14 protein-coding genes are annotated in these 21,381 nt (G+C 53.5%); 2 read left to right on the forward strand and 12 right to left on the reverse strand.

Annotation, left to right across the window (positions count from 1 at the left end; translation table 11 throughout):
* Window positions 1–554 precede the first annotated feature (554 nt).
* The 3 genes from ligA to pcrB all read right to left on the reverse strand — a co-directional run bounded on the left by ligA (window position 555) and on the right by pcrB (window position 5,940).
* Complete coding sequence (ligA, locus tag L1N82_RS10675) at window positions 555–2,576, reverse strand: NAD-dependent DNA ligase LigA (RefSeq protein ID WP_235287384.1); 2,022 nt, start codon at window positions 2,574–2,576, stop codon at window positions 555–557.
* 97 nt (window positions 2,577–2,673) lie between these two features.
* Window positions 2,674–5,031, reverse strand: coding sequence for a DNA helicase PcrA (gene pcrA, locus L1N82_RS10680; protein WP_235287385.1), 2,358 nt, complete (start codon window positions 5,029–5,031; stop codon window positions 2,674–2,676).
* Window positions 5,032–5,217: 186 nt separating this feature from the next.
* Complete coding sequence (gene pcrB / locus L1N82_RS10685; RefSeq protein WP_235287386.1) at window positions 5,218–5,940, reverse strand: heptaprenylglyceryl phosphate synthase; 723 nt, start codon at window positions 5,938–5,940, stop codon at window positions 5,218–5,220.
* A 159-nt stretch (window positions 5,941–6,099) separates the two neighbouring features.
* Between pcrB and L1N82_RS10690 the strand changes: the two genes are divergently transcribed.
* Window positions 6,100–6,549, forward strand: coding sequence for a hypothetical protein (locus tag L1N82_RS10690; RefSeq protein WP_235287387.1), 450 nt, complete (start codon window positions 6,100–6,102; stop codon window positions 6,547–6,549).
* Window positions 6,550–6,679: 130 nt separating this feature from the next.
* Here the strand turns inward: L1N82_RS10690 and L1N82_RS10695 are convergent, their stop codons facing one another.
* From L1N82_RS10695 to L1N82_RS10705, 3 genes are all read right to left on the reverse strand, one after another.
* A complete protein-coding gene (locus L1N82_RS10695; protein ID WP_235287388.1) occupies window positions 6,680–7,075 on the reverse strand; it encodes an STAS domain-containing protein in 396 nt (131 codons plus the stop codon).
* Window positions 7,076–7,097: 22 nt separating this feature from the next.
* On the reverse strand, window positions 7,098–8,864 hold the full coding sequence (locus L1N82_RS10700; protein WP_235287389.1) for an AfsR/SARP family transcriptional regulator: 1,767 nt from the start codon (window positions 8,862–8,864) through the stop codon (window positions 7,098–7,100).
* 254 nt (window positions 8,865–9,118) lie between these two features.
* On the reverse strand, window positions 9,119–11,626 hold the full coding sequence (locus L1N82_RS10705) for a DUF3656 domain-containing U32 family peptidase (protein ID WP_235287390.1): 2,508 nt from the start codon (window positions 11,624–11,626) through the stop codon (window positions 9,119–9,121).
* 230 nt (window positions 11,627–11,856) lie between these two features.
* Here L1N82_RS10705 and L1N82_RS10710 point away from each other — a divergent pair, with 230 nt between their 5' ends.
* A complete protein-coding gene (locus L1N82_RS10710) occupies window positions 11,857–12,825 on the forward strand; it encodes a sugar phosphate isomerase/epimerase family protein (protein WP_235287391.1) in 969 nt (322 codons plus the stop codon).
* Between the two features lie 86 nt (window positions 12,826–12,911).
* On the opposite strand, the gene L1N82_RS10715 is transcribed toward L1N82_RS10710, so the two are convergent.
* The 6 genes from L1N82_RS10715 to L1N82_RS10740 all read right to left on the reverse strand — a co-directional run bounded on the left by L1N82_RS10715 (window position 12,912) and on the right by L1N82_RS10740 (window position 21,272).
* The gene (locus L1N82_RS10715) at window positions 12,912–13,139 is read right to left on the reverse strand and encodes a hypothetical protein (protein WP_235287392.1); all 228 of its coding nucleotides are present in this window, start codon (window positions 13,137–13,139) and stop codon (window positions 12,912–12,914) included.
* Between the two features lie 105 nt (window positions 13,140–13,244).
* On the reverse strand, window positions 13,245–14,300 hold the full coding sequence (locus L1N82_RS10720; RefSeq protein ID WP_235287393.1) for an HAAS signaling domain-containing protein: 1,056 nt from the start codon (window positions 14,298–14,300) through the stop codon (window positions 13,245–13,247).
* Window positions 14,287–14,643 carry a PadR family transcriptional regulator gene (locus L1N82_RS10725; RefSeq protein ID WP_235287394.1) on the reverse strand — a complete coding sequence of 119 codons (357 nt, stop codon included), beginning with the start codon at window positions 14,641–14,643 and terminating at the stop codon, window positions 14,287–14,289. Before L1N82_RS10725 ends, L1N82_RS10720 begins: the two co-directional genes overlap by 14 nt.
* Window positions 14,644–14,784: 141 nt before the next feature.
* Entirely contained in the window at window positions 14,785–17,670 is a 2,886-nt protein-coding gene (gene uvrA / locus L1N82_RS10730; RefSeq protein WP_235287395.1) for an excinuclease ABC subunit UvrA, read from the reverse strand.
* A 14-nt stretch (window positions 17,671–17,684) separates the two neighbouring features.
* Window positions 17,685–19,685: an excinuclease ABC subunit UvrB gene (uvrB, locus tag L1N82_RS10735; protein WP_235287396.1), complete on the reverse strand. Its 2,001-nt coding sequence runs from the start codon at window positions 19,683–19,685 to the stop codon at window positions 17,685–17,687.
* A gap of 294 nt (window positions 19,686–19,979) precedes the next feature.
* Window positions 19,980–21,272 carry a PDZ domain-containing protein gene (locus L1N82_RS10740; RefSeq protein ID WP_235287397.1) on the reverse strand — a complete coding sequence of 431 codons (1,293 nt, stop codon included), beginning with the start codon at window positions 21,270–21,272 and terminating at the stop codon, window positions 19,980–19,982.
* Between the last annotated feature and the right edge of the window lie 109 nt (window positions 21,273–21,381).

Consider the following 21,381-nt stretch of genomic DNA (forward strand, 5'->3'; position numbering starts at 1 on the left):
CCAGCGTTCGTCCTGAGCCAGGATCAAACTCTCCATTAAAGTGACTTTCGATTTCAGCCGAAGGCTGATGTCGAATGTGCACGGGTGAAGATTTGACTTGCTCATTACTATATCAATCTTGGATTGACGTGATCCATTTGTTCAGTTTTCAAAGAACTTGTAAGCAACCAAGTTATCGTGGTCACAAGATAAGATAATATCAGCTTTCGTCATTCCTGTCAACTATCCGATATATTTCAACTAAAGCTGTCAGTACCTATCAATAAATGTTGCTGATGTCGGGCTGATTCTACACTTATCGCAGTTGCTGCCTTCTTCTCCAGTCATTTAACAAAGAGCGTTGCCGGCAGCAGCGGCAGTTAATAATCTATCACGCCGCTCATTCCCTTTCAATGCAACAATTATGGCAGCCTAACCATACAGTAGCTGCAGGGATAATTGCTACCCTTGATAAGAAATGGCACCAGCCCGCCCAGCAGACTAGTGCCATTAGTATAGTCAGTATAGAGGTACCGCCTGTTATACAGATGACCTCCTCTATAAATAGGTAACGGCTACTCGCCCAGCATACGAACGAATTCCTCTTCGTCTTCAATTACGGCTACACCAAGATCGCGTGCTTTGGTCAGCTTGCTCCCTGCACTCTCGCCTGCAATGAGGAAGTCGGTTTTCTTGGAGACACTGCCTGACACCTTAGCGCCCAATGCTTCAAGCTTCTTAGCTGCTTCATCACGTGTCATTAAGGACAGCGTGCCGGTCAGTACAACCGTTTTACCGCTGAACGGGCTGTCTGTACGAACCTCCGCTGGCTTGTCGGCTTCCGCCTTTACTCCCGCTTCCCGCATCCGGCGGATGCTGTCCCGAACAACCGGGTCTGCGAAGAAGTTACTAATACTCTCCGCTACGATGCCGCCAACGTCCGGCAAAGCCATCAGTTCCTCCGGCGAAGCCTGCATAACCGCTTCCAGATCCCCATAGTGTTCAGCCAGCATCTTCGTTGTCGCCTTCCCTGTATTCGGAATACCAAGGGCGTACAGGAAGGCAGCCAGGTCACGTGATTTGGACTTGTCGATCGCATCGAGCAGCTTGCGGGCCTTACGATCCCCGAACCGCTCCAGATTAATCAGTGAGTCGTAATTCAGCTCGTACAGATCGGCTGGATCACGCACTTCACAGGCTTCGTACAGCTGCTCGGCCGTCATGACGCTGAAGGTATCGATGTCCATTGCATCGCGGGAGGCAAAATGAGCAATCCGGGCTACCGTCTGCGGCCGGCAGGACAGCTTATTGTTGCAGAACAGATGCGCGCCCCGCTGCTCTAGCGGCGTACCGCATGCTGGACAAGCGGACGGGTACTCGATCTCCTGCCCGACTTCCTCATCGGCCTTGCCTAATATTTCAGGTATGACATCGTTTGAGCGGCGGATAAACACCCGGGTGCCCAGAGCAAACTTCAGGTTCTTCCGTTCAATATCGCCTGCGTTGTTAAGTGTACAGTTCTGAACGGTAACGCCCGCCAGTTCAACCGGCTCCACGCGGGCGACTGGGGTTATTTTCCCGGTGCGGCCCACTTCCCAGTTGACTGTCTGCAGGATCGTTGTCGTCTCTTCGGCCTCGAACTTGAACGCGACCGCCCAGCGTGGAAATTTATCCGTATAGCCAAGCACTTCCCGTGTCCGCATATCCGTGAGCTTGACTACTGCACCGTCGATCAGGTAATCCAGCGCCGCACGCTTGTCTACAATTGCAATCATCTCTGCCATGACGTCTTCTATGTTATCAAAGTACTTGATGTAAGGATTCACATTAAAGTGATTCTCCCGCAAAAATCCAATCATCTCTTGGTGGGAGTTGAAGGAAACACCGTCGGCATAACCTACGTTATAGAAGTAGGCGTTCAGTTTCCGTTCAGCTGTCACCTTGGGATTCAGGTTGCGCAGCGCCCCTGCCGCAGCGTTCCGGGCATTCTTCAGCGGCTCAGCTGCCGTCTTGTTGTAAGCTTCCAGAACAGAGAGATTCATAATCCCTTCACCCTGCACCTCAATGATGCCGTCAAACGGTATGGACAGCGGCACAGAACGAATGGTCCGAACCTGTTCCAGTATCCCTTCGCCAACCACACCATTGCCCCTTGTTGCAGCCTGCACGAGCTGCCCGTCTTCATAAGTAAGGTTCAAGGTAAGGCCGTCGAACTTTAACTCGACCACATATGTAGGATGGGGGAGCGGGTTATCCGGATGCTTGCTGTTATAATCCGCAATACCCTTCATGACCCTGGCATTCCACGCCATAAGATCCTCACTGTCCTGAGCCTTATCCAGACTCCATAACCGGGAACGATGCCGGTGAGGCTCAAAGCCTTTAAGGATCTCGCCGCCCACCCGGCGGCTTGGCGAATGCGGCAGAACAACACCGCTTTCCTGTTCGAGCCTGATCAGTTCGTCATACAGCGCATCATATTCTTTATCACTGATTGTCGGTTGATCCATCGTATAATACTGATAATTATGCCGGTTAATCTCCCCGACCAGCTGTTCCATCCGTTCCTGAAAGCCCTGCTCCATCGACCATGTCATCCTTTCGTCCCCGCCGAGAAGAAACCGGCCGCTAGGCCGGTCCGTCTTCAGCTTACACTATATCAATTAAATGCCTGCCGTATACGGCTAGTATGCCCTAAACCTTCGTAACTGGTGCAAAAGCAGCCAGCAGACGTTTCACGCCGACCGGCGCCGGGAATGCAATCTGAAGCTCCATGTCATTGCCTTCGCCCTTGACGGCAACAACGGTACCGGTGCCCCACTTGGCGTGGGCTACCTTGTCGCCAGCCGCAAACGTGCGCGTCCCTTCGCCAGCCGCCGAGCCGCCGGCCATTGGCATCGTCATACGGACGCCGCCGCCACTGCCGCCTGCGGCGGCACCGGACGCCCCGGCCTGTCCCGGGCGTCCGCCAAAAGCAGGCGCGCCTGCTGCGGGGGCGCGCCCTCCGGCGCGGAAGCCAAAGCCGCCTCCGGCCGGCTCGGCTGCGCCGTATCCGCGGCTGCCGGCGCCTATGCCGCCGCCGGCAATCCGCCCGCCAGGAGAGAGCACGGTCTTCACCGTGTCCGGCACCTCCTGGAGGAAGCGGGACGGCGCGTTAGCCGCCGTGCGCCCAAACAGCGTGCGCATTCTCGCGCACGTCAGGAACAGCTGCTGCTCAGCCCGGGTGATGCCCACATACGCCAGCCTGCGCTCCTCCTCCAGCTCCTCGTTATCCGAGAACGCCCTGCTGTGAGGAAAGACCCCCTCTTCCATACCAATGATGAATACGACCGGGAACTCCAGCCCCTTGGCGCTGTGCATCGTCATCAGAACAACAGCGTCCTGCGCGTCCTCGTCGTCGGTTTTGTTCATTGAATCGATATCCGCGATCAGCGCAAGGTCGGTCAGGAAAGCAACGAGCGACTTGTCATCATTCCGCGCTTCAAATTCCATGGTCACTGACAGGAACTCATCAATGTTCTCCAGCCGTGACTTGGACTCCAGCGTATTCTCGCGCTCCAGCTCCTCACGGTACTTGATGAACTCCAGCATCTTCTCGGTAAGCTCCGTAACGGACAGATAATCGACCATGCGGGTCAGATTATCAATCAGCTCACGAAAATCTGTCAAAGCCGCCCGCGTCTTCCCGGCTACGTCAACGCCTTCCAGATTGCCGAGCACCTCGTACATCGATACGCCGCGAAGCGACGCTTCGGAAGCGATTTTGCCCAGTGTCGTATCGCCGATGCCTCGTTTAGGCACATTGATAATCCGTGCCAAGCTGATGTCATCAGTCGGATTGGAGATCAGCCGCAAATATGCGAGAAGGTCCTTGATCTCTTTACGGTCATAGAATTTGATGCCGCCCACGATCTGATACGGGATATCAGACTTAATAAGTATTTCCTCAATTACCCGCGACTGGGCATTGGTTCGGTAGAGAATGGCATGGTCGGCATATTTGCGGCCGTTCATCCGGTTTTTACGGATTTCTCCGGTCACAAAATAACCCTCCTCATGCTCCGAATCCGCTTGATACACGGCTATCGGCTCTCCCTCGCCCCGGTCGGTCCAGAGCTTCTTCGGCTTACGTCCGGTGTTCTGCTTGATCACCGCATTAGCCGCATTCAGGATGTTCGCCGTCGAGCGGTAATTTTGTTCCAGGAGAATCGTCTTCGCTTCGGGGTAGTCTTCCTCAAAATTCAGGATGTTCGTAATGTCCGCGCCCCGCCAGCGGTAGATCGACTGGTCACTGTCACCAACCACACAGATGTTGTGATGCTTATCGGCCAGCATTCGGCACAGCATGTACTGTGCACGGTTCGTATCCTGATACTCATCCACGTGGAGATAGCGGAACTTGTTCTGATAGAAGTCCAGGACCTCGGGCACTTCCTTGAACAGCTGAATCGTCGTCATGATCAAATCGTCGAAATCCAGGGAATTGTTGCTCTTGAGCCGCTTCTGGTAGGACTTGTAGACATCTGCCACTATCTGCTGAAAATAATCTCCCACCTTCTGCTCGAAGCGTTCCGGACTGATCAGCTCATTCTTCGCACTGCTGATTGCCGCCTGCACGGCCTTTGGCTCAAATTTCTTCGTGTCGATATTCTGATCCTTCATACAGTTGCGGATAACGGACAGCTGATCTGCTGAATCGAGGATCGAGAAGCTTGTGTTGAAGCCGATCCGGCTGATATCCTTGCGCAGAATCCGTACGCACATCGAGTGGAAGGTCGATACCCATATATCATCCCCGCCGGGTCCGACAAGCGCAGCTACCCGCTCCCGCATTTCCCTGGCTGCCTTGTTCGTAAAGGTTATCGCCAGGATGCTCCAGGGAGCAACCCGCCGTTTGTCAATTAAATAAGCAATGCGATGAGTCAGCACGCGTGTCTTGCCGCTGCCCGCGCCTGCCATAATCAGCAAAGGTCCTTCCGTTGCCTTTACCGCTTCCTGCTGGCGCGGATTCAGACGTTCAACGGCCTGATCGATATCTATCCGATTAAACATAATAATCTCCTTTGTTCGCGTTCTTGTTCGCCTGCTTTCAGTCTAGTCCACCCATCCGTGTGTGTCAATTTAAGTTTAGTGAAAGGAGAGCATGTAAATATATGCTTTTTGCCCCTGCTGCAAAAAAAATGCTTCTCCCGCCAGACAAGCCGTCAGCAGAGAAGCCTTTGGAATATATAGTAGGTACTACGAGATGTTAAAACCAGCTTTCTTCACAGCCTCAACAGTAGCCAAGGCAGCTCCCAAATCGCTGTAGATGACATTGCCAACGACAATGGTATCCGCCGCCTGAGCCGCCAGCACCGCCTTCTCCGGTCCGTCAATACCCCCGCCGTAGAACAGCCTGCCTTCAGACATTGCCAGCCGCATCGCCCGGACCAGCTCCATGTCGCCAAAGCAGCCGCTGTATTCCGCATATACGACAGGCAGCCGCATCAGCCGGTCCGCCAGCTTGGCGTAGGCTGCCGCATCAGCCGCACTAAGGGCTGTCTTGGCTTCCGTCAGCCGGGCAACCGCGGCATCCGGATTCAAAACAACGTAACCTTCGGCAGCTGTCATCTCCCATGGGATAAAAGCATCATACTGCGCAATCGCCTCCGCCTGCCTGCCCGTTACCCATTCAGCTGCCCCCGTGTTAAGAACCAGGGGGATAAAATAGTAGTCGAACCCCGGCACAGCTGCTTCCACGGTTGATACTTCAAGGGCGCACGGCACTTCATAGCGTCTGATCCGTGCCATCAGATCAACCGTATTATCGTAGGTGACGCCTGTTGTTCCACCCACCAGTATGGCGTCAGTCCCCGACATGCAGATCGCATCCAGCGAATCATCATCAAGCAGCCGCTCGGGGTCCAGTTTGAATACATGCCGCCATGCGGCAAATGGCTTGTCCTGCTGCCGGTTATTCATGCTGCGTTATCCTCCGTTCCATGTCACGTCCCTCTCAGTCTATTCGACTGGTGCTTGGCTGTCAATTATGGCAACGGACCGGTTGGGACCCGCACTCCTGCCGAACCTCACGATGGGGTACAGGCCTTTCGCGGAAGGCCATCCGCCTGTTTCAATCCTATGGAACGGTTGGTATTAACGTGTAAGACAAGCGTCATGATGTTTCCCGCAGGAAGCGTAGATGCCGCTGTTTCAAGGGAGGGAATTGTAATGAAGGAGCACTACTACGTATCCATTTCTTCAGGAACGATTGAGAAGCAACGGCCGGAAGCGGACTATATGGAAATAGAGGCCACCCCAGAGGAGCTAGAGCAGCTTCAGCGGCTGATTGTCCGGGAGGAAGCGGATGACCGGATCAGCCATTTTAAAGCGCAGATTCCATACAAGTCGAATGACAAAGAACAGACTGCTACCGATTTTAGCGATGACATCCGTGACCTCTACGCCATGATCTATAAGCTCGGCACAGAATCCACCAAGCAGTTTATCCGGGATAACCGCCTCATTGAAAAGCTTCAGGATACCGACTATGATTACCCAGGCTACGAAACGAGCAAGGGCGGCGGATAAGTATAGCGTAAACCCGAATATAACCATGAAGGTTCACGAAAGGGCAGCCCGGCAGCCGAACCATTCGGAAGCAGGCTGCCCTTACAGCAGTCTAATGACTAATAAAATCAGCTTAATAGCTCCCCGCTGGCTATTGCTCGCCCTCAAGTCCCGCTAAACGCTGCAAAACGGCATATTCATCCGGATAAATCATGACATGCTCCGTCAATCCGACCAGCCGGAACAGCTTCTGATAATGAATGGATACGCCACAAACAAACATACGGTATCCCGTCTTGCGCCCGTGCCGGGCAATACGGATGAGCATGGCCATCCCAGCGCTGTCCAAGTAGTTCACCATATGTAGATTCAAAATAAGATATTTGCAGTCCTGAAGACCATTCTCAACATCCAGTTCATCTCTTAATCTACCCAAAGTAGAATGAACCAGATCGCCTTCAAGTGTAACCGACAGAGCTTGATCGTGCCGCGCAGCCGCCACCTTCAGCTCCTGAACATTCGGCGGGGTAGAAGCCGTTTCCATCATATTCTCGTTCCCCCGATTTTCGTCAAACTTCTCCCAATAAGCGTTTTGTCTCGGCAAGAGGCTCCGTTCCGAGCTCCTCCCTGCACTTCTTCTCAAGACGCCTGTACCAGCTGAGCGCTTCCGCGCGCCTGCCGCGCTTAAGCCAGTAGCGGATCATTTCCTGATAAGCTTCCTCCTGGTCGGGACGAAGCTCTATCCAGGCGGAGAGCCATTTTTCCGTATGGCTGTCATCTGTTGAAGCCGCATAATACTCGCCTAACCGCCGGAGCATCTGTGTCTGCCGTTCGAGCAGCTGCTCACGCCAACGCACAAGCCAGTCCAGCTGCGGCATGTCCGCTCCCAGCAGCCCGTACAGTCTCACAGCGTCCTGATACAGGCGGAAAGCTTCCTCCCGGTCATCGGTCCAGAGATCATCCCCCACCTTGGAAAGCGTCATGTAATGTCCGACATCCACCACTTCAACCACCGATTCACGGAAGCCGATAATGCCTCCGCGCGCCTCTACCGCATCCTCAAAGCCCAGTGCAGCAAGTGCGCTCCGCAGTTCATGCAGGGAAACGTACAAGTGGTTAGCCAGCTTCGTCGGGTCGCCATCTCCGAACAGCTCGTCAATAACCTGCTCACGAATGGCTCTAAAATCCGGCTGCAGCAGCAGATAAACCAGCAGCTCCTTGGACCTTTTGCGCTTCCATTTCGGTGTCAGTACGGTTCCGTCCAAGCTCAGCAGGCGGATGCCTCCCATTAACTGAATGCGAAGCCGGTCTGCACCGTCTTGAGGGGTGCCTGGCAGCGGCTCATCCTCGAAGGAAAGGTTTGGCATGAGCGGCACATAACCGGAAGGACTGCTTAATTTGCCCCGCAACTCTTCCACCCAACCCGCTGTACGAGGCGTTGACATTTCCTCGGCCATCAGTTCCATCTGCCTCAGTGACATCGCCGCTTCCGTCCGTTCCCCGGTTGTCAGCTTGCGCGTCACGTTGGCGCGGGAAGCGAAGAGTTGAATTTCCACATCATATTTGAGATCACTGGCCGGCGGCTTAATCGGTCCTGTCGAATTCCACTGCTGAGTTGACTGCAGGATACCCACCATATAAGCAAACCGGCTTGGCAGCAGCATCAACGCCTCCTGCGGCAGCGTCTCTCCGCTGATCGCTCTCAGAACCGTATCGCATTCACGGCGGAGCGCCCCCCACTGGCGCAGATGGTTGAGCCGCTTCTGCCATTCAGGCAGCTGCATGCAGCTGCCGTCGTAGAGCCAACAGTCAAGGAGAAGATGCCCGAACGAAGCGGCATCCCCAGCCTCTGCAAAGCTGTCCGCAGCGCGTCCGAAATAAGCATCCGGGGAGAGAGATTGGATTACAGGAGCCATCCGGTTCCAGCTTTTCCCGCGGGCGAGCGCCCACCACACAAAGCCGCCGCAGGCCTCCGGCGACCGGAGCCCCTCATCCTCAAGGAACTGCAGCAGGGTTTCGGTTTCCGTGAAGTCACCGATCCGCACATATAATAATGTTAATAAACCGATCATTGACAGCATTTCAACGTGGTCCGCCTGGACCGCATAGCCTCTAATGGCTGCCTGAACCCATTCGCGGGCTTCCTGCAGCTGGCCTTCCATTATGAGACGGATTGACCCGGCGCGCAGCAGCAGCGGCGAACCAAGAAAGGCTTCCTCTGGCAACTGCTCCAGTATATCAGACTCCGGAACTCGCCCGTCCAGCACAGATTGCTCCAGCGCCAGTACAAGCTCCTTCACGTGATCCGGAATTTCAGGTTGAAACGATAGACGCATCGCAATCACCACATTGTTCTATATTTATAGGTTAATAGTACTAAAGGATTATAAAAAATGAAATCATTATTATTGATCTTGACTGGATTTCCTTATAAAAAGTTACAATTTCGACTAAAAAATTTTCCCGCCCTCTTCAACTAGACCCTTATTGAACGAAAAAAGCGTCACCCGGTTAAGTCCAGGTGACGCCAACTTTTTTTGTCCGAAAGGCACTCATGGCCTCCTTAAAGTCACATGAGTGGGCCCTTATACTATTTTACAAGCTGTCCACGGGTTACGCCCAGCTGGTTAATCGCTTTAAGGCTTCGCCAAACCTGCGTGCCCGTGATTCTTCCTGCTATTGCATCGGTATAGAGGCTGATGACTTCTTCCACCTTCTCAGCCGTCTCCTCCAGAAACTCCACCCGCAGGGAATGGACGCCCAGGTCCATGAAAGTTCGCAGGTATTCGGCTCCCGATTGCTCAATCGCATTGTAAACGGTATTCCGGCAGCCCTCATCCACCCTAACCGGGTGAGACATGCCGATTCTGTCCTGCAAAGATACATTGTGCTCCTCACACGGTCTGCCGCAATTCGTGTAATCCGTTCCTTCACTGAGAAAGGTGCAATAGACACAGTGCTCCGTGTGGAACATCGGCAGATGCTGATGAATCACTACCTCCAGCTTGGAGGTGTCCGAGCGCTCCAGCAGGTCCATCATCTGCTGCACATTCAGGTCGTACGATGGCGTAACCCGGCTGCAGCCCGCTTCTATGAACAGGTTAACGGTCTTGTGATTAGCCGCGTTAAGCGAAAAATCCCCGATCAGCTCTGGAAATGCCGCGGCAGGATTCTCCGCCCTGGCACGCATGTAGAAATACAGAGCACCAGTGTTCCGTACCAATATGGCATCCGGCTTCAGCTTCAGAATATTGTTATGGTAGCCGTTCTCGCCGGGCATATGAATCCGTGGCGTTGCCAGCGCGATACGTTTGCCTGCCTGTCTGGCAGTCTCCACCGCAGCCGGGAACTGCTTGATAAACTCAAAGTCCGCGTAAATCATGCTGACATTCGTCTTAACAGCCGCTTTAACCTGCTCCAGTGTCCGGCACAGAGCTGTCAGCTCCGGCACCCGGCCGGATACCTGCTTAGGACCCGCAGCATCAGCGAGCACATCAATCTTGTGATGATGCACATAGACCGGCGGCTTCGGACGCTCGCCCGTCAGCTGCTCAACCGCCACGCGGCGTATCCGGTTGAGTTCGCGGATTGGAACAATCAGATCACCTTCCAGCCCGAGCTCCAACGTCTCGAGCTGAAACAAGGTTCCACCGAGCCGCCCAAGCTGCTCGCGCAAAACCTCTTCATCCAGAGGACGCTTCTTCGCCTCCTCCAGCGGTAGCTCAGAGCATACCTCAACCGTTGTACCTTTTTGCAAATCTGTCCACAAGGTCCGCATCGGTTCGCCAGCCCGGCCTTCAGCTCTCACATGAAGCGGGAATACCCGGTAAGGCTTCTCCGTCTCGAAGGTCTGACGCAGCCGCTTGTCCAGAGCCGGATCGCTTGTTTTCCAGATTCGGTCGCCGACATGAACCTTCTGCAGATTTACATCATTACGGCCAGGGACGATCTCAATGACCGTATTTTCCTGCACCTCACCCTCTACCTTCACACCCTGCCGCCGCAGGTCATAGACGCGTCCTCCTTCTTCCTTCTTGGTCGGGTCGCCCGCATCAAAGACGATGCCGTCCCCGCGCTTAAGCGGCGCATCCAACCGGCAGACTACTGCGTCCCGCAGAATACGCTCTACTCGCCCGAGGTATACGCCACGGCTCTTCGGAAAGGTGCCCTCCACCAGCTGCTTGTTATTCGTCCCTTTCAGGAAGCCCGGAGTAAAGCCGCGTGAGAAGCTCTGCTGCAGCTCCCGCACTTCCTCCTTCGCAGGCGCTGAACGGTCACCGGCAAAATACCGGTCGATCGCCTTGCGGTACTTGCTGACCACATTGGCCACATACTCGGGACTCTTCAGCCTGCCTTCAATCTTGAAAGAGGTAACCCCCGCTTCAATCAGCTCGGGCACCAGCTCGATTGCTGCCAAATCCTTGGGCGATAGCAGGTACGCCACGTCCCCCATCGGCTTTTGCACACCGTCAATCATGAGATCATACGGCAGGCGGCAGGCCTGGGCACATTCCCCTCGGTTAGCGGAGCGACCTCCCCACATCTCCGATGTCAGGCATTGGCCTGAATAGGATACGCAGAGCGCACCATGCACGAATACCTCCATCGGAAGCTTGGCCTGTTCGCCGATCGTCCTAATCTGCTTGAGATTGTTCTCACGCCCGAGTACGACCCGCTCAAGATCAAAGGGCTTGGTGAATTCAACTGCTTCAGGCGAGGTAATGGTCATCTGGGTTGAGCCATGAATCGGGAAATCAGGAGAGATCTCACGGATCATTTTTACAAGTCCCAAATCCTGAACGATAACCGCGTCTACCCCTGCCTCAATGCAGGCTTCAATAAGCTGCTTCGCATCCTCCAGCTCATTCTCAAATACCAATATATTAAAGGTCAGAAACCCCTTCATGCCGTAGCTGTGCAGGAAAGCCATAATTTCGGGAAGCTCATCCATCCTGAAATTGTTAGCCCTGGCCCTTGCATTAAACTTCTCCACACCGAAAAACACGGCGTCGGCACCATTCGCCGCGGCAGCCCGCATACAGTCCCAATCCCCCGCAGGCGCGAGCAATTCTATATCTTCACGTTGTACTTGTATCATCTTGCTGTTATTACCTCCACTTCAGGGCGGATGCGCCCATTTCCACTACTAGTGTACCACCCGGCCCCGTCTGAATCCACCAGCCAAGCGAGCTAAATGCTTTTTGCTGACTTTTGTTGACTTTGTGTTCAAAATTGGCAAAGTACGCCTCCCCCATTTCATTGGTTTTTGGGGGCATGCTATAATACGTTGGAAAGCGATACCATTCGGTTAAGGAGGGCATTATTGAGATGAAACTGGGTGTATTCACTGTACTGTTCAGTCAAAAGCCGTTTGAGGAAATGCTGGATTTGGTCGCAGCCAAGGGTGTACAGGCCGTCGAGATCGGAACCGGCGGTTATCCCGGCGATGCCCACTGCAACAGAGAAGAGCTGCTCGCCGACGAAGGTAAACGCAAAGCCTTCAAGCAGGCTGTCGATTCGCGCGGCTTGATCGTCAGCGCGCTCAGCTGTCATGCCAACCCGCTCCATCCGCAGAAAGCCATCTCAATTGAGCACGACCGGCTGATTCGTGAAACGATAGATCTGGCTTCCAAGCTGGAGATTCCTGTAGTCAATACATTCTCGGGCTGTCCCGGCGACCATGAGGATGCCAAATATCCAAACTGGCCGGTAGCTCCCTGGCCGAACGATTATCAGGAAATTCTCGATTGGCAGTGGACTAACAAGGTCATCCCATACTGGACAGAGATCGGCCGTTATGCAGAAGAACGCAATGTGAAGATCGGGCTTGAGCTTCATGGCGGCTTCTCCGTCCATACACCGGCTAATATGCTTCGTCTGCGTGAAGCGGCGGGAGAGGCTATCGGTGCGAATCTTGATCCAAGCCACATGTGGTGGCAGGGAATTGACCCGGTACAAGCCATTCATATTCTTGGACGCGCGGGCGCCATTCATCACTTTCACGCGAAGGACACGACCATTGATCCGGTTAACGTCAACCGTCACGGCGTAACCGACATGCAGTCTTACTCGCTGATGCTTGACCGTGCGTGGCAGTTCCGGACGGTTGGCTACGGCCACGATATGAAGGTATGGGGCGACATCATCAGTGCGCTTCGCCTGGTCGGCTACGATTATGTTGTAAGTATTGAGCATGAGGACGGCCTGATGTCCGTCGAGGAAGGCTTCACCAAAGCGGTCGATAATCTTCAGCAGGTGCTGATTCGTGAGCCGCTTGGCGAGATGTGGTGGGTGTAAGGTGCTTCAAACAACAAGGAGACCCTGGGACATATCCCGGGGTCTCCTTGTTGTTTGTCCATATCGTTAGGTCAGGACGTTGGGGATTAGCCCATCCACACCTCAAAAATCATGATGTAATCCACATACAGGAAGGTTGCGAGCGACACAAACGTAAAGCCGATCGCAAAGAGATTCTTCCTCGGGCGGGCCAGCAATAGCCGGACAAATCCCAAGAAAATAAGCAGGGTAAACACTAGCATAAAGATATCAAAGGTGTTGAAATTACTCGCTGTTGCTGCTGCCTCTGTAGCTTCTTCTGCTGCCAAAAACATGTTGGACCTCCTTCACTAAAATCACACGTAACCTATCTTAGCTATATGTTAGCCTTTCCTTGGTGCGGATGCAATAAAAATGTTCAAAAAAATGTGATTTATGTCTCACTTAAACCCGTTAGTGCTGGCAGTCCCACTACTCATCGTCGGTTGACTGATCCGGTATGCCTTCATCCCCCGTAAGATGAGATGTACTACAAATATAATACCAATCATAAAGAGAAGATCTTCCTGGGCGAGCTGCCAAATTCTAACCACCAGATCATGCTCTTCACTTCCCGCAGCAATAAGACCACTAGATACAAGCTGCTGGATGAATTGATCATTCCAGATGGATAAGTCAGAGAACATGACGACCGCAAGTATAAATTGCAGGATGTGAACGACCATATCCAGTCCAATTAGAGGAAGGGACCACCTGCCGGCTGCGAGCTTGACACCCTCCATGAGAATATTCAAGGCCAGGAAGAACAAGATCAACGGGAGGAAACGCTGGAACTCCGTTTCATTGAACAAGGGAATGACCACCCAGTTCTGGCTGCCCTGGTTTGTCCATACCCCAAGAAGATCGGTAGAGGAAATGAACAGGATTGAGAATAAGATGGTGAATGTGATGCTAAAGAAGGAATCGGCTCTGTTGATCCGAGTCTGGCGGTCAGGCAGTGAAGGGAGTATCGATAGATCCCACGCTGCTGTATCTATCTTGACCGGTTCACCCTTCTGGGTCTTCCAGTATTCCAGTAATCCAAAGGTAATGGTAACCCAGCTGAACCCCTGAAAGCATGCATTAAGAGTATTTACCAGGTAGCTGATAAAATGCTCAAGCAGCGATCCCGGTTTCACCAGTATCTCAATTACGAAGACGGCCAGCATCGAAAAAGCTATCGAAGCAAGCACAATTTTCAGAACGGTCATATACGTTCCCATAAGTTCAGGCCCAATCAAGAACCTGCTGCCATCTCTGTATTGGTCTGCCAGCTTACCCGGCGCACCCAGCTCCATAAGCACCTGTTCCACATCCTTCTGGTCCGCCCTGCGGCCCCCGGTGCGCTCCTCCAGCATATCGGCGATCAAACTCTCAATTTCCTTTCCAATTTCCTCCCTTTGCTTCAAGGGCAGCTTCTGGGTAACTGCGTAAATATACCGCTCAATGATCTCCATCTCCATCGCCTCCTCTAATTAAGCTCTCCAAGCTTACAGACATACTCCTCCACTCCTCGCAGAGCTGCACATAAACCGTCCTACCCATCGGGCTAAGCAGATAATACTTCCGGGGTCTGGTCTGATCGGTATCCCAGCGGCTCTCTAGCAAGCCCTGCTTCTCTAATCTGCGCAGCAGCGGATAGAGTGTACCGGCATCGATAGAGAAGCCCTTCCCCTGTAAGACCGTTACCAATGAATAGCCATACTGGGGTTCAGCTAACTGGCTAAGCACCCCGATGATGATCGTCCCCCTCCGTAATTCCTGCGTCAACCCATTAATTGTTTCCTGCATATCCGTCATGGCAATCAGCTCCTGCGCTCATTATACTGTATGATACACACTATTGTGAATAACTGAATATTATTTATTTTCTGGTACAAAAAAGGAGCCACTCCCTGTCCGCTAAGACATGGAGTGGCTCTCATATGCTATCATCCGGCGTTATTCAGCTAACCCAGCAGCTACGCCATCCTCAATCTGCCGGCGTTCCTCTGTGCGCCTGCGGTCTCTCTCCAGTACAGGCTTCAGATAACGGCCTGTATAGGAAGCTTCCACCTCTACCAGCTTCTCCGGCGTTCCGGCTGCAACGATGCTTCCGCCACCGCTGCCGCCTTCAGGTCCAAGGTCGATCAGGTAATCGGCCGTCTTGATAACATCCAGATTATGCTCAATAACAAGTACTGATTCGCCTGAATCGACGAGACGATGCAGCACATGGAGCAGACGGTCAATGTCATCCACATGAAGGCCAGTCGTAGGCTCATCCAAAATGTACAGCGTCTTGCCTGTGCTCCGCCGATACAGCTCGGAAGCCAGCTTCACGCGCTGCGCCTCACCACCTGACAGTGTTGTAGCCGGCTGGCCGAGGTTCATATAACCAAGCCCCACATCCAACAGGGTCTGGAGCTTACGGTGGATCTTCGGAATATTCTTAAAAAATTCGCAGCCATCCTCAATAGTCATGGCCAGGACATCCGAAATGCTCTTGCCCTTGTACTTCACTTCAAGAGTTTCCCTGTTGTAGCGTTTGCCTTTGCAGATTTCACAGGGAACATACACATCCGGCAGGAAGTGCATCTCGATCTTGATAATGCCGTCGCCGCGGCATGCTTCACAGCGCCCGCCCTTGATATTGAAGCTGAAGCGGCCTTTCTTATAGCCGCGTACCTTGGCTTCATTCGTATTGGCAAACACGTCCCGGATGTCATCGAATACCCCTGTGTAGGTTGCCGGGTTCGAACGCGGTGTACGACCGATTGGTGACTGGTCAATGTCAATGACCTTCTCAAGATGCTCAAGGCCCCGGATTTCCTTATAGACGCCAGGGCGCACCTTCGCCTTATTCAGATCCCGGGCCAGCGTCTTGTACAGGATTTCGTTCACGAGTGTCGACTTGCCTGACCCGGACACGCCTGTTACAGCCGTAAAGACGCCCAGTGGCACCTTGACATTAATGCCGCGAAGATTGTTCTCCTTAGCTCCGCGGATCTCAATCCACCGGTCATCCGTCGGACGGCGCGACAGTGGAACGGGGATGAATTTCTTGCCGCTCAGATACTGTCCGGTTAGTGATTTCTCATCATTCATTACCTCTTCAGGGGTACCGGCGGAAACAACCTGTCCACCGTGAAATCCTGCGCCCGGTCCGATATCAATAATGTAGTCTGCTGCAAGCATTGTATCCTCGTCATGCTCCACCACGATAAGCGTGTTGCCGAGGTCACGCATATGCTCCAGTGTCTTGATCAGCCGGTCATTGTCCCGCTGATGAAGGCCGATACTCGGTTCATCCAGAATATACAGGACCCCCATCAGGCTGGAGCCGATCTGTGTGGCCAGACGAATCCGCTGCGCTTCGCCGCCGGACAGCGTACCTGCAGCGCGGCTGAGCGTCAAATACTCAAGCCCCACATTAACCAGGAAGCCCAGACGGCTGTTGATTTCCTTCAGGATCAGGTTGGAGATGGTCCGGTCCTTCTCACTGAGCTCAAGCGCACTGAAGAACCGGTCGGCCTCTCCGATGGATAACGAGGTAACATAAGCGATGTTCTGCTTGCCAACGGTAACCGCCAGACTCTCCTTGCGAAGACGGTGGCCCTTACAGGTACCGCAAGGCTTGGCACTCATATAGCCCTCGATATATTCGCGAATGCCATCCGATGCCGTATCACGGTAGCGGCGCTCCAGGTTGTGAACAATGCCTTCGAAGGCGACGTAAGCTTCCTTTTTATGACCAAAATCATTCTCATAACGGAATCGCACCCGGTCGCCGCCCGTGCCGTACAGCAGCTTCTTCAATTGCTCGGGCGCGAGCTCATTCACCGGCTTCGTCGTATCAATGCCGTAATGCTCGCAAACTGAACGGAGGAATTGAGGATAATAGTTGGATGTGCTTCCGGCCCATGCCTCAAAGGCACCTTCTTCAATCGACTTCTCCGGATTCGGAACCAGCAGGTCCGGGTCCACGATCATCTTCACACCCAATCCGTCACATTCCGGACATGCGCCATACGGGCTGTTGAAGGAGAACATCCGCGGTGCCAGCTCCTCAATGCTGAAGCCGCATACCGGACAGGCTAGATTTGAGCTGAACAGCAGCTCCTCCTGGTCCATAACATCGACCAGAACCTGCCCTTCCGACAGCTTGAGCGCCGTCTCAATCGAATCCGCAAGCCGGGATTCAATCTCGCTCTTGATAACAATCCGGTCAACAACTACTTCGATTGAATGCTTCTTGTTCTTCTCAAGCTCTATCTTCTCGCTGAGGTCACGAATCTCTCCATTGACCCGGACACGTACGAAGCCCTGCTTCTGGATATCGGCCAGCAGCTTGGTATGCTCGCCCTTGCGGCCGGATACGACTGGCGCCATAATCTGCAGCCTTGTACGCTCCGGGTATTCCATAATGCGGTCTACCATCTGCTCAACCGTCTGCGATGTTATCTCAATGCCGTGCTCCGGACAGTGAGGCTTGCCGATCCGCGCGAACAGCAGGCGGAGATAGTCATAAATCTCTGTAACCGTCCCTACTGTCGAGCGCGGGTTCCGGCTTGTTGTCTTCTGATCAATGGAGATCGCCGGCGACAATCCTTCGATCGAATCGACATCCGGCTTCTCCATCTGACCGAGGAACTGCCGCGCATAAGCGGACAGCGACTCCACATAACGCCGCTGACCTTCCGCGTAGATCGTATCGAATGCAAGGGAGGACTTGCCGGATCCGCTCAGCCCCGTCAGTACGACGAACTTATCCCGCGGAATCGTAATGTCGACATTCTTCAGATTGTGGGCACGCGCCCCTTTGATAACAATGTTTTCACTAGCCACAACTTATCCTCCCCTTAGGCTTCCGCCTTAAGCTCAAGCAGCGCATCACGCAGCTCTGCCGCACGCTCGAACTGTAAATTTTTTGCCGCTTCCTTCATCTCCGCCTCCAGGCGCTGGATAACAGCCTGACGATCCTTCTTGGACATTTTCCCAAGGTCTGGCCCCGCCAGATAGTCAGCCTTCTGCTCCGCAACCTTCGTTGCCTCGATCACATCATGGACCTTCTTGCGGATAGTCTGTGGTGTGATGCCATGCTTCTCGTTATAAGCAATCTGGATCTCCCGGCGGCGTTCTGTCTCGCTGATGGCCTTGGTCATCGAATCCGTCATCTTATCGGCATACATGATAACACGGCCTTCACTGTTCCTTGCGGCCCTGCCGATTGTCTGAATAAGCGACCTCTCGGAACGGAGGAAGCCTTCTTTGTCCGCATCGAGAATCGATACTAGCGAAACCTCGGGCAGATCCAGACCTTCCCGAAGCAGGTTAATTCCGACCAGTACATGGAAGGTACCGACCCGGAGGTCACGCAGAATGGCCATCCTCTCCAGCGTCTTAATATCCGAATGCAGATAACGCACCTTGATTCCGACTTCCTTCAAGTAATCGGTCAGGTCCTCCGCCATCTTCTTGGTCAGCGTCGTTACCAGTACCCTCTCGTCCTTGTCGATCCGGTCCCGAATCTCGCCCAGCAGATCATCGATTTGCCCTTTCGTCGGCCTGATCTCAATAATCGGATCAAGAAGCCCGGTAGGACGGATGATCTGCTCCACCATTTCCGGACAATGCTCAATTTCATATGGCCCCGGTGTGGCGGAAACATAGATAACCTGACTCAGCTTTTGTTCAAACTCCTCAAACTTAAGCGGCCGGTTATCCATAGCAGACGGCAGACGGAAGCCATGATCAACGAGCACTTCCTTCCTTGCACGGTCCCCATTATACATCGCCCGGATTTGCGGCAGGGTTACATGGGATTCATCAATAACCATCAGCATGTCATCGGGGAAATAATCCAGCAGCGTAAAGGGCGTAGCGCCCCGCTCACGGAAGGTCAGTGGGCCTGAATAATTTTCAATGCCCGAGCAGAACCCCATTTCCTGCATCATCTCGATGTCATAGCGTGTACGCTGCTCCAGCCGCTGCGCCTCCAGCAGCTTACCCTGCCCGCGAAGCTCTGCCAGCCGTTCTTCAAGCTCCCGTTCAATGTTAACGAGTGCTACCTTCATCGTTTCCTCGTGCGTAACGAAGTGAGAGGCCGGGAAGATCGCCGCATGGTCGCGTTCACCGATAATTTCTCCAGTCAATACATCAATCTCCGTAATCCGGTCGATCTCGTCCCCAAACATCTCGACCCGGATAGCCCGTTCATTGTTAGAGACCGGGAATATTTCAATAACATCCCCTCTGACCCGGAATGTACCACGGACAAAGTTAATATCGTTGCGCTGGTATTGAATATCGACCAGCTTGTGCAAAATAGCATTACGGGATTTCTCCATGCCCACCCGGAGAGACAGAACAAGGCTCTTGTATTCCATAGGAGAACCCAAGCCATATATACACGAAACACTTGCCACGATAATTACATCCCGGCGTTCAAACAAAGCGCTCGTTGCGGAGTGGCGCAGCTTATCGATTTCGTCGTTAATACTGGAGTCCTTCTCAATGTAAGTATCCGAAGACGGGATATACGCCTCCGGCTGGTAATAATCGTAATAGCTGACGAAATACTCAACGGCATTGTTCGGGAAAAACTCCTTGAACTCGCTGCACAGCTGCGCGGCCAATGTCTTGTTATGCGCTATGACCAGCGTCGGCCTGTTCAGCTTCGCAATCGTATTAGCAATCGTGTACGTCTTGCCTGTACCCGTTGCTCCGAGCAGTGTCTGATGCCGCCGTCCCTCTATCACACCTGTATACAGCTGTTCAATTGCACCCGGCTGGTCGCCCTGCGGCGTATAGGCGGACAGAAGCTCAAACTTCCTGTCCTGCACGTGTACTCCCTCTTTCATCGCGATGGCCTTTCACTCCCTTACAGAGGATTGTATAATAATAAACGATCTATAGGATGACATCTGGTTGCTTATTTAGAAGACTATATTATGATGTATACCCAAAGTCGGGTACATAATAGACAGGATTCATTTCATGAGAATGAATGTTCCCATCTATTATACCGGGATCATCCGCCGCATGCAATCGGTGGATCATCCCTTGATGCCCAATCTTAAGCAATGGCAAAAGGGCAGCGAATCCCGTCGAGAGGAACGCTGCCCTGCAGATATCTGTGTCATGATTCTTCTACCTTACATCGTGACCGTTGTCTCACGCCGACGCGTCATCCGTCTGCCCCGAAGCAGATCAACCAGCGAAGCCGCCAGTCTGCCGGCTACATGGGGGGCCCCCTCATCAGGAGCCAGCACAACGCCCAGCTGATGATGTTCCCCTTCAAACCGTGCCCGCTGAACAAATTTCACATGGCCTTCGTGATTGATAATCTCCATCTTGCAAAACGCCGAGTTAACTTGAAGACCGTTATAGAGATCTTCTGTTGTCCGCACCCGCGTACCGTTAACCTTGTGCAGAATTTCACCGGTCTGAATACCCATCTGGTCGGCCGGCATTCCCGGCACAACCGCCAGCACACGCAGTCCTTGCGCATCATGGACGAACACAGGGCTTGCCTGCTCCTCCCGTCTCAGCTCCAAATAATAAATCAGCTCATGACAAACGAAGGCAGCTGCCGCAGCCGCTGCTACCAGCGGCTCCCACCATACGGCCAGCAGTGCTGCAGCAATAAGACCGACACTGTAATACAGCTGGCTACCCGCAAGCTTGCGGGCCTTAGCCCGCGGAAGCCTCGAAGTGGCCAGGCTGCTGAAGCCGACCACTACCGGCAAGGCCAGCATCGTCCAGCTCCCGCTGTAGCCGCTGGAATAGGCTAAACCCGGCGTCCAGCTGAGCTCTGCTATGGCAGACGCCGAACTAGCTGGCACAAGAAGCAGCATAGGCACGGGCCAGAAGGCTGGCAGCTGGTAACCGCCTACAAGCAGGCCTCTCTTCCCTTCCACAATCAGAGCACCGGCCGCGTAGTCGCCCTGCCAGCGGAGCAGCAGCGCCTCCATCATATGCAGCAGTCCCGCAAGCAGCAGCAGAGCAGCCCCGTCCTGTTCCGCGAGAGATTCCAGTGCAGCACCATACCACTGCCCGTTGTCCAAGCTGCCGGAGAACAGCCCCGCAATTACACTCAGCAGAGCGATCACAGCCGCACTGTAGGCAATACAAAAATAACGTATACGTATAAACACAAGCACAACTGCGGCTCCCCAGAGCCAATATACCGTCTCGTTCGTGAAGGCAAATCCGATAAAGAGCGACATCGCGGAGATAAACAGTCCGGCAAGCAGACCTGCCACAACAGCAGGCACGATCTGCTTCGGCCAGGATGTTAGCTTAACATGAAACAGTCTCCGCTCAGTACGGGTCTGCCTGGCCAAAAGCAGAATGATAAACAAGACCGTCATATAGTAAAACGGCTGCATAAACAGCCTGACTGCAGCTAACCCGGTATGCCTGAGCAATTCCAGTGCAATATCCAACCTGCGTTCACTCCTTTGCTGAAGGCGAAACTAAAAATAAGAGGGCGAATCTCCAAACCGCGAGACCCGGCCCTCTTTATCATTCGACAGTTACCCGCCGGAATCCTCC

Source organism: Paenibacillus tarimensis (assembly GCF_021532315.1).
In the GTDB taxonomy this organism is placed as follows: Bacteria; Bacillota; Bacilli; order Paenibacillales; family Paenibacillaceae; genus Paenibacillus_I; species Paenibacillus_I tarimensis.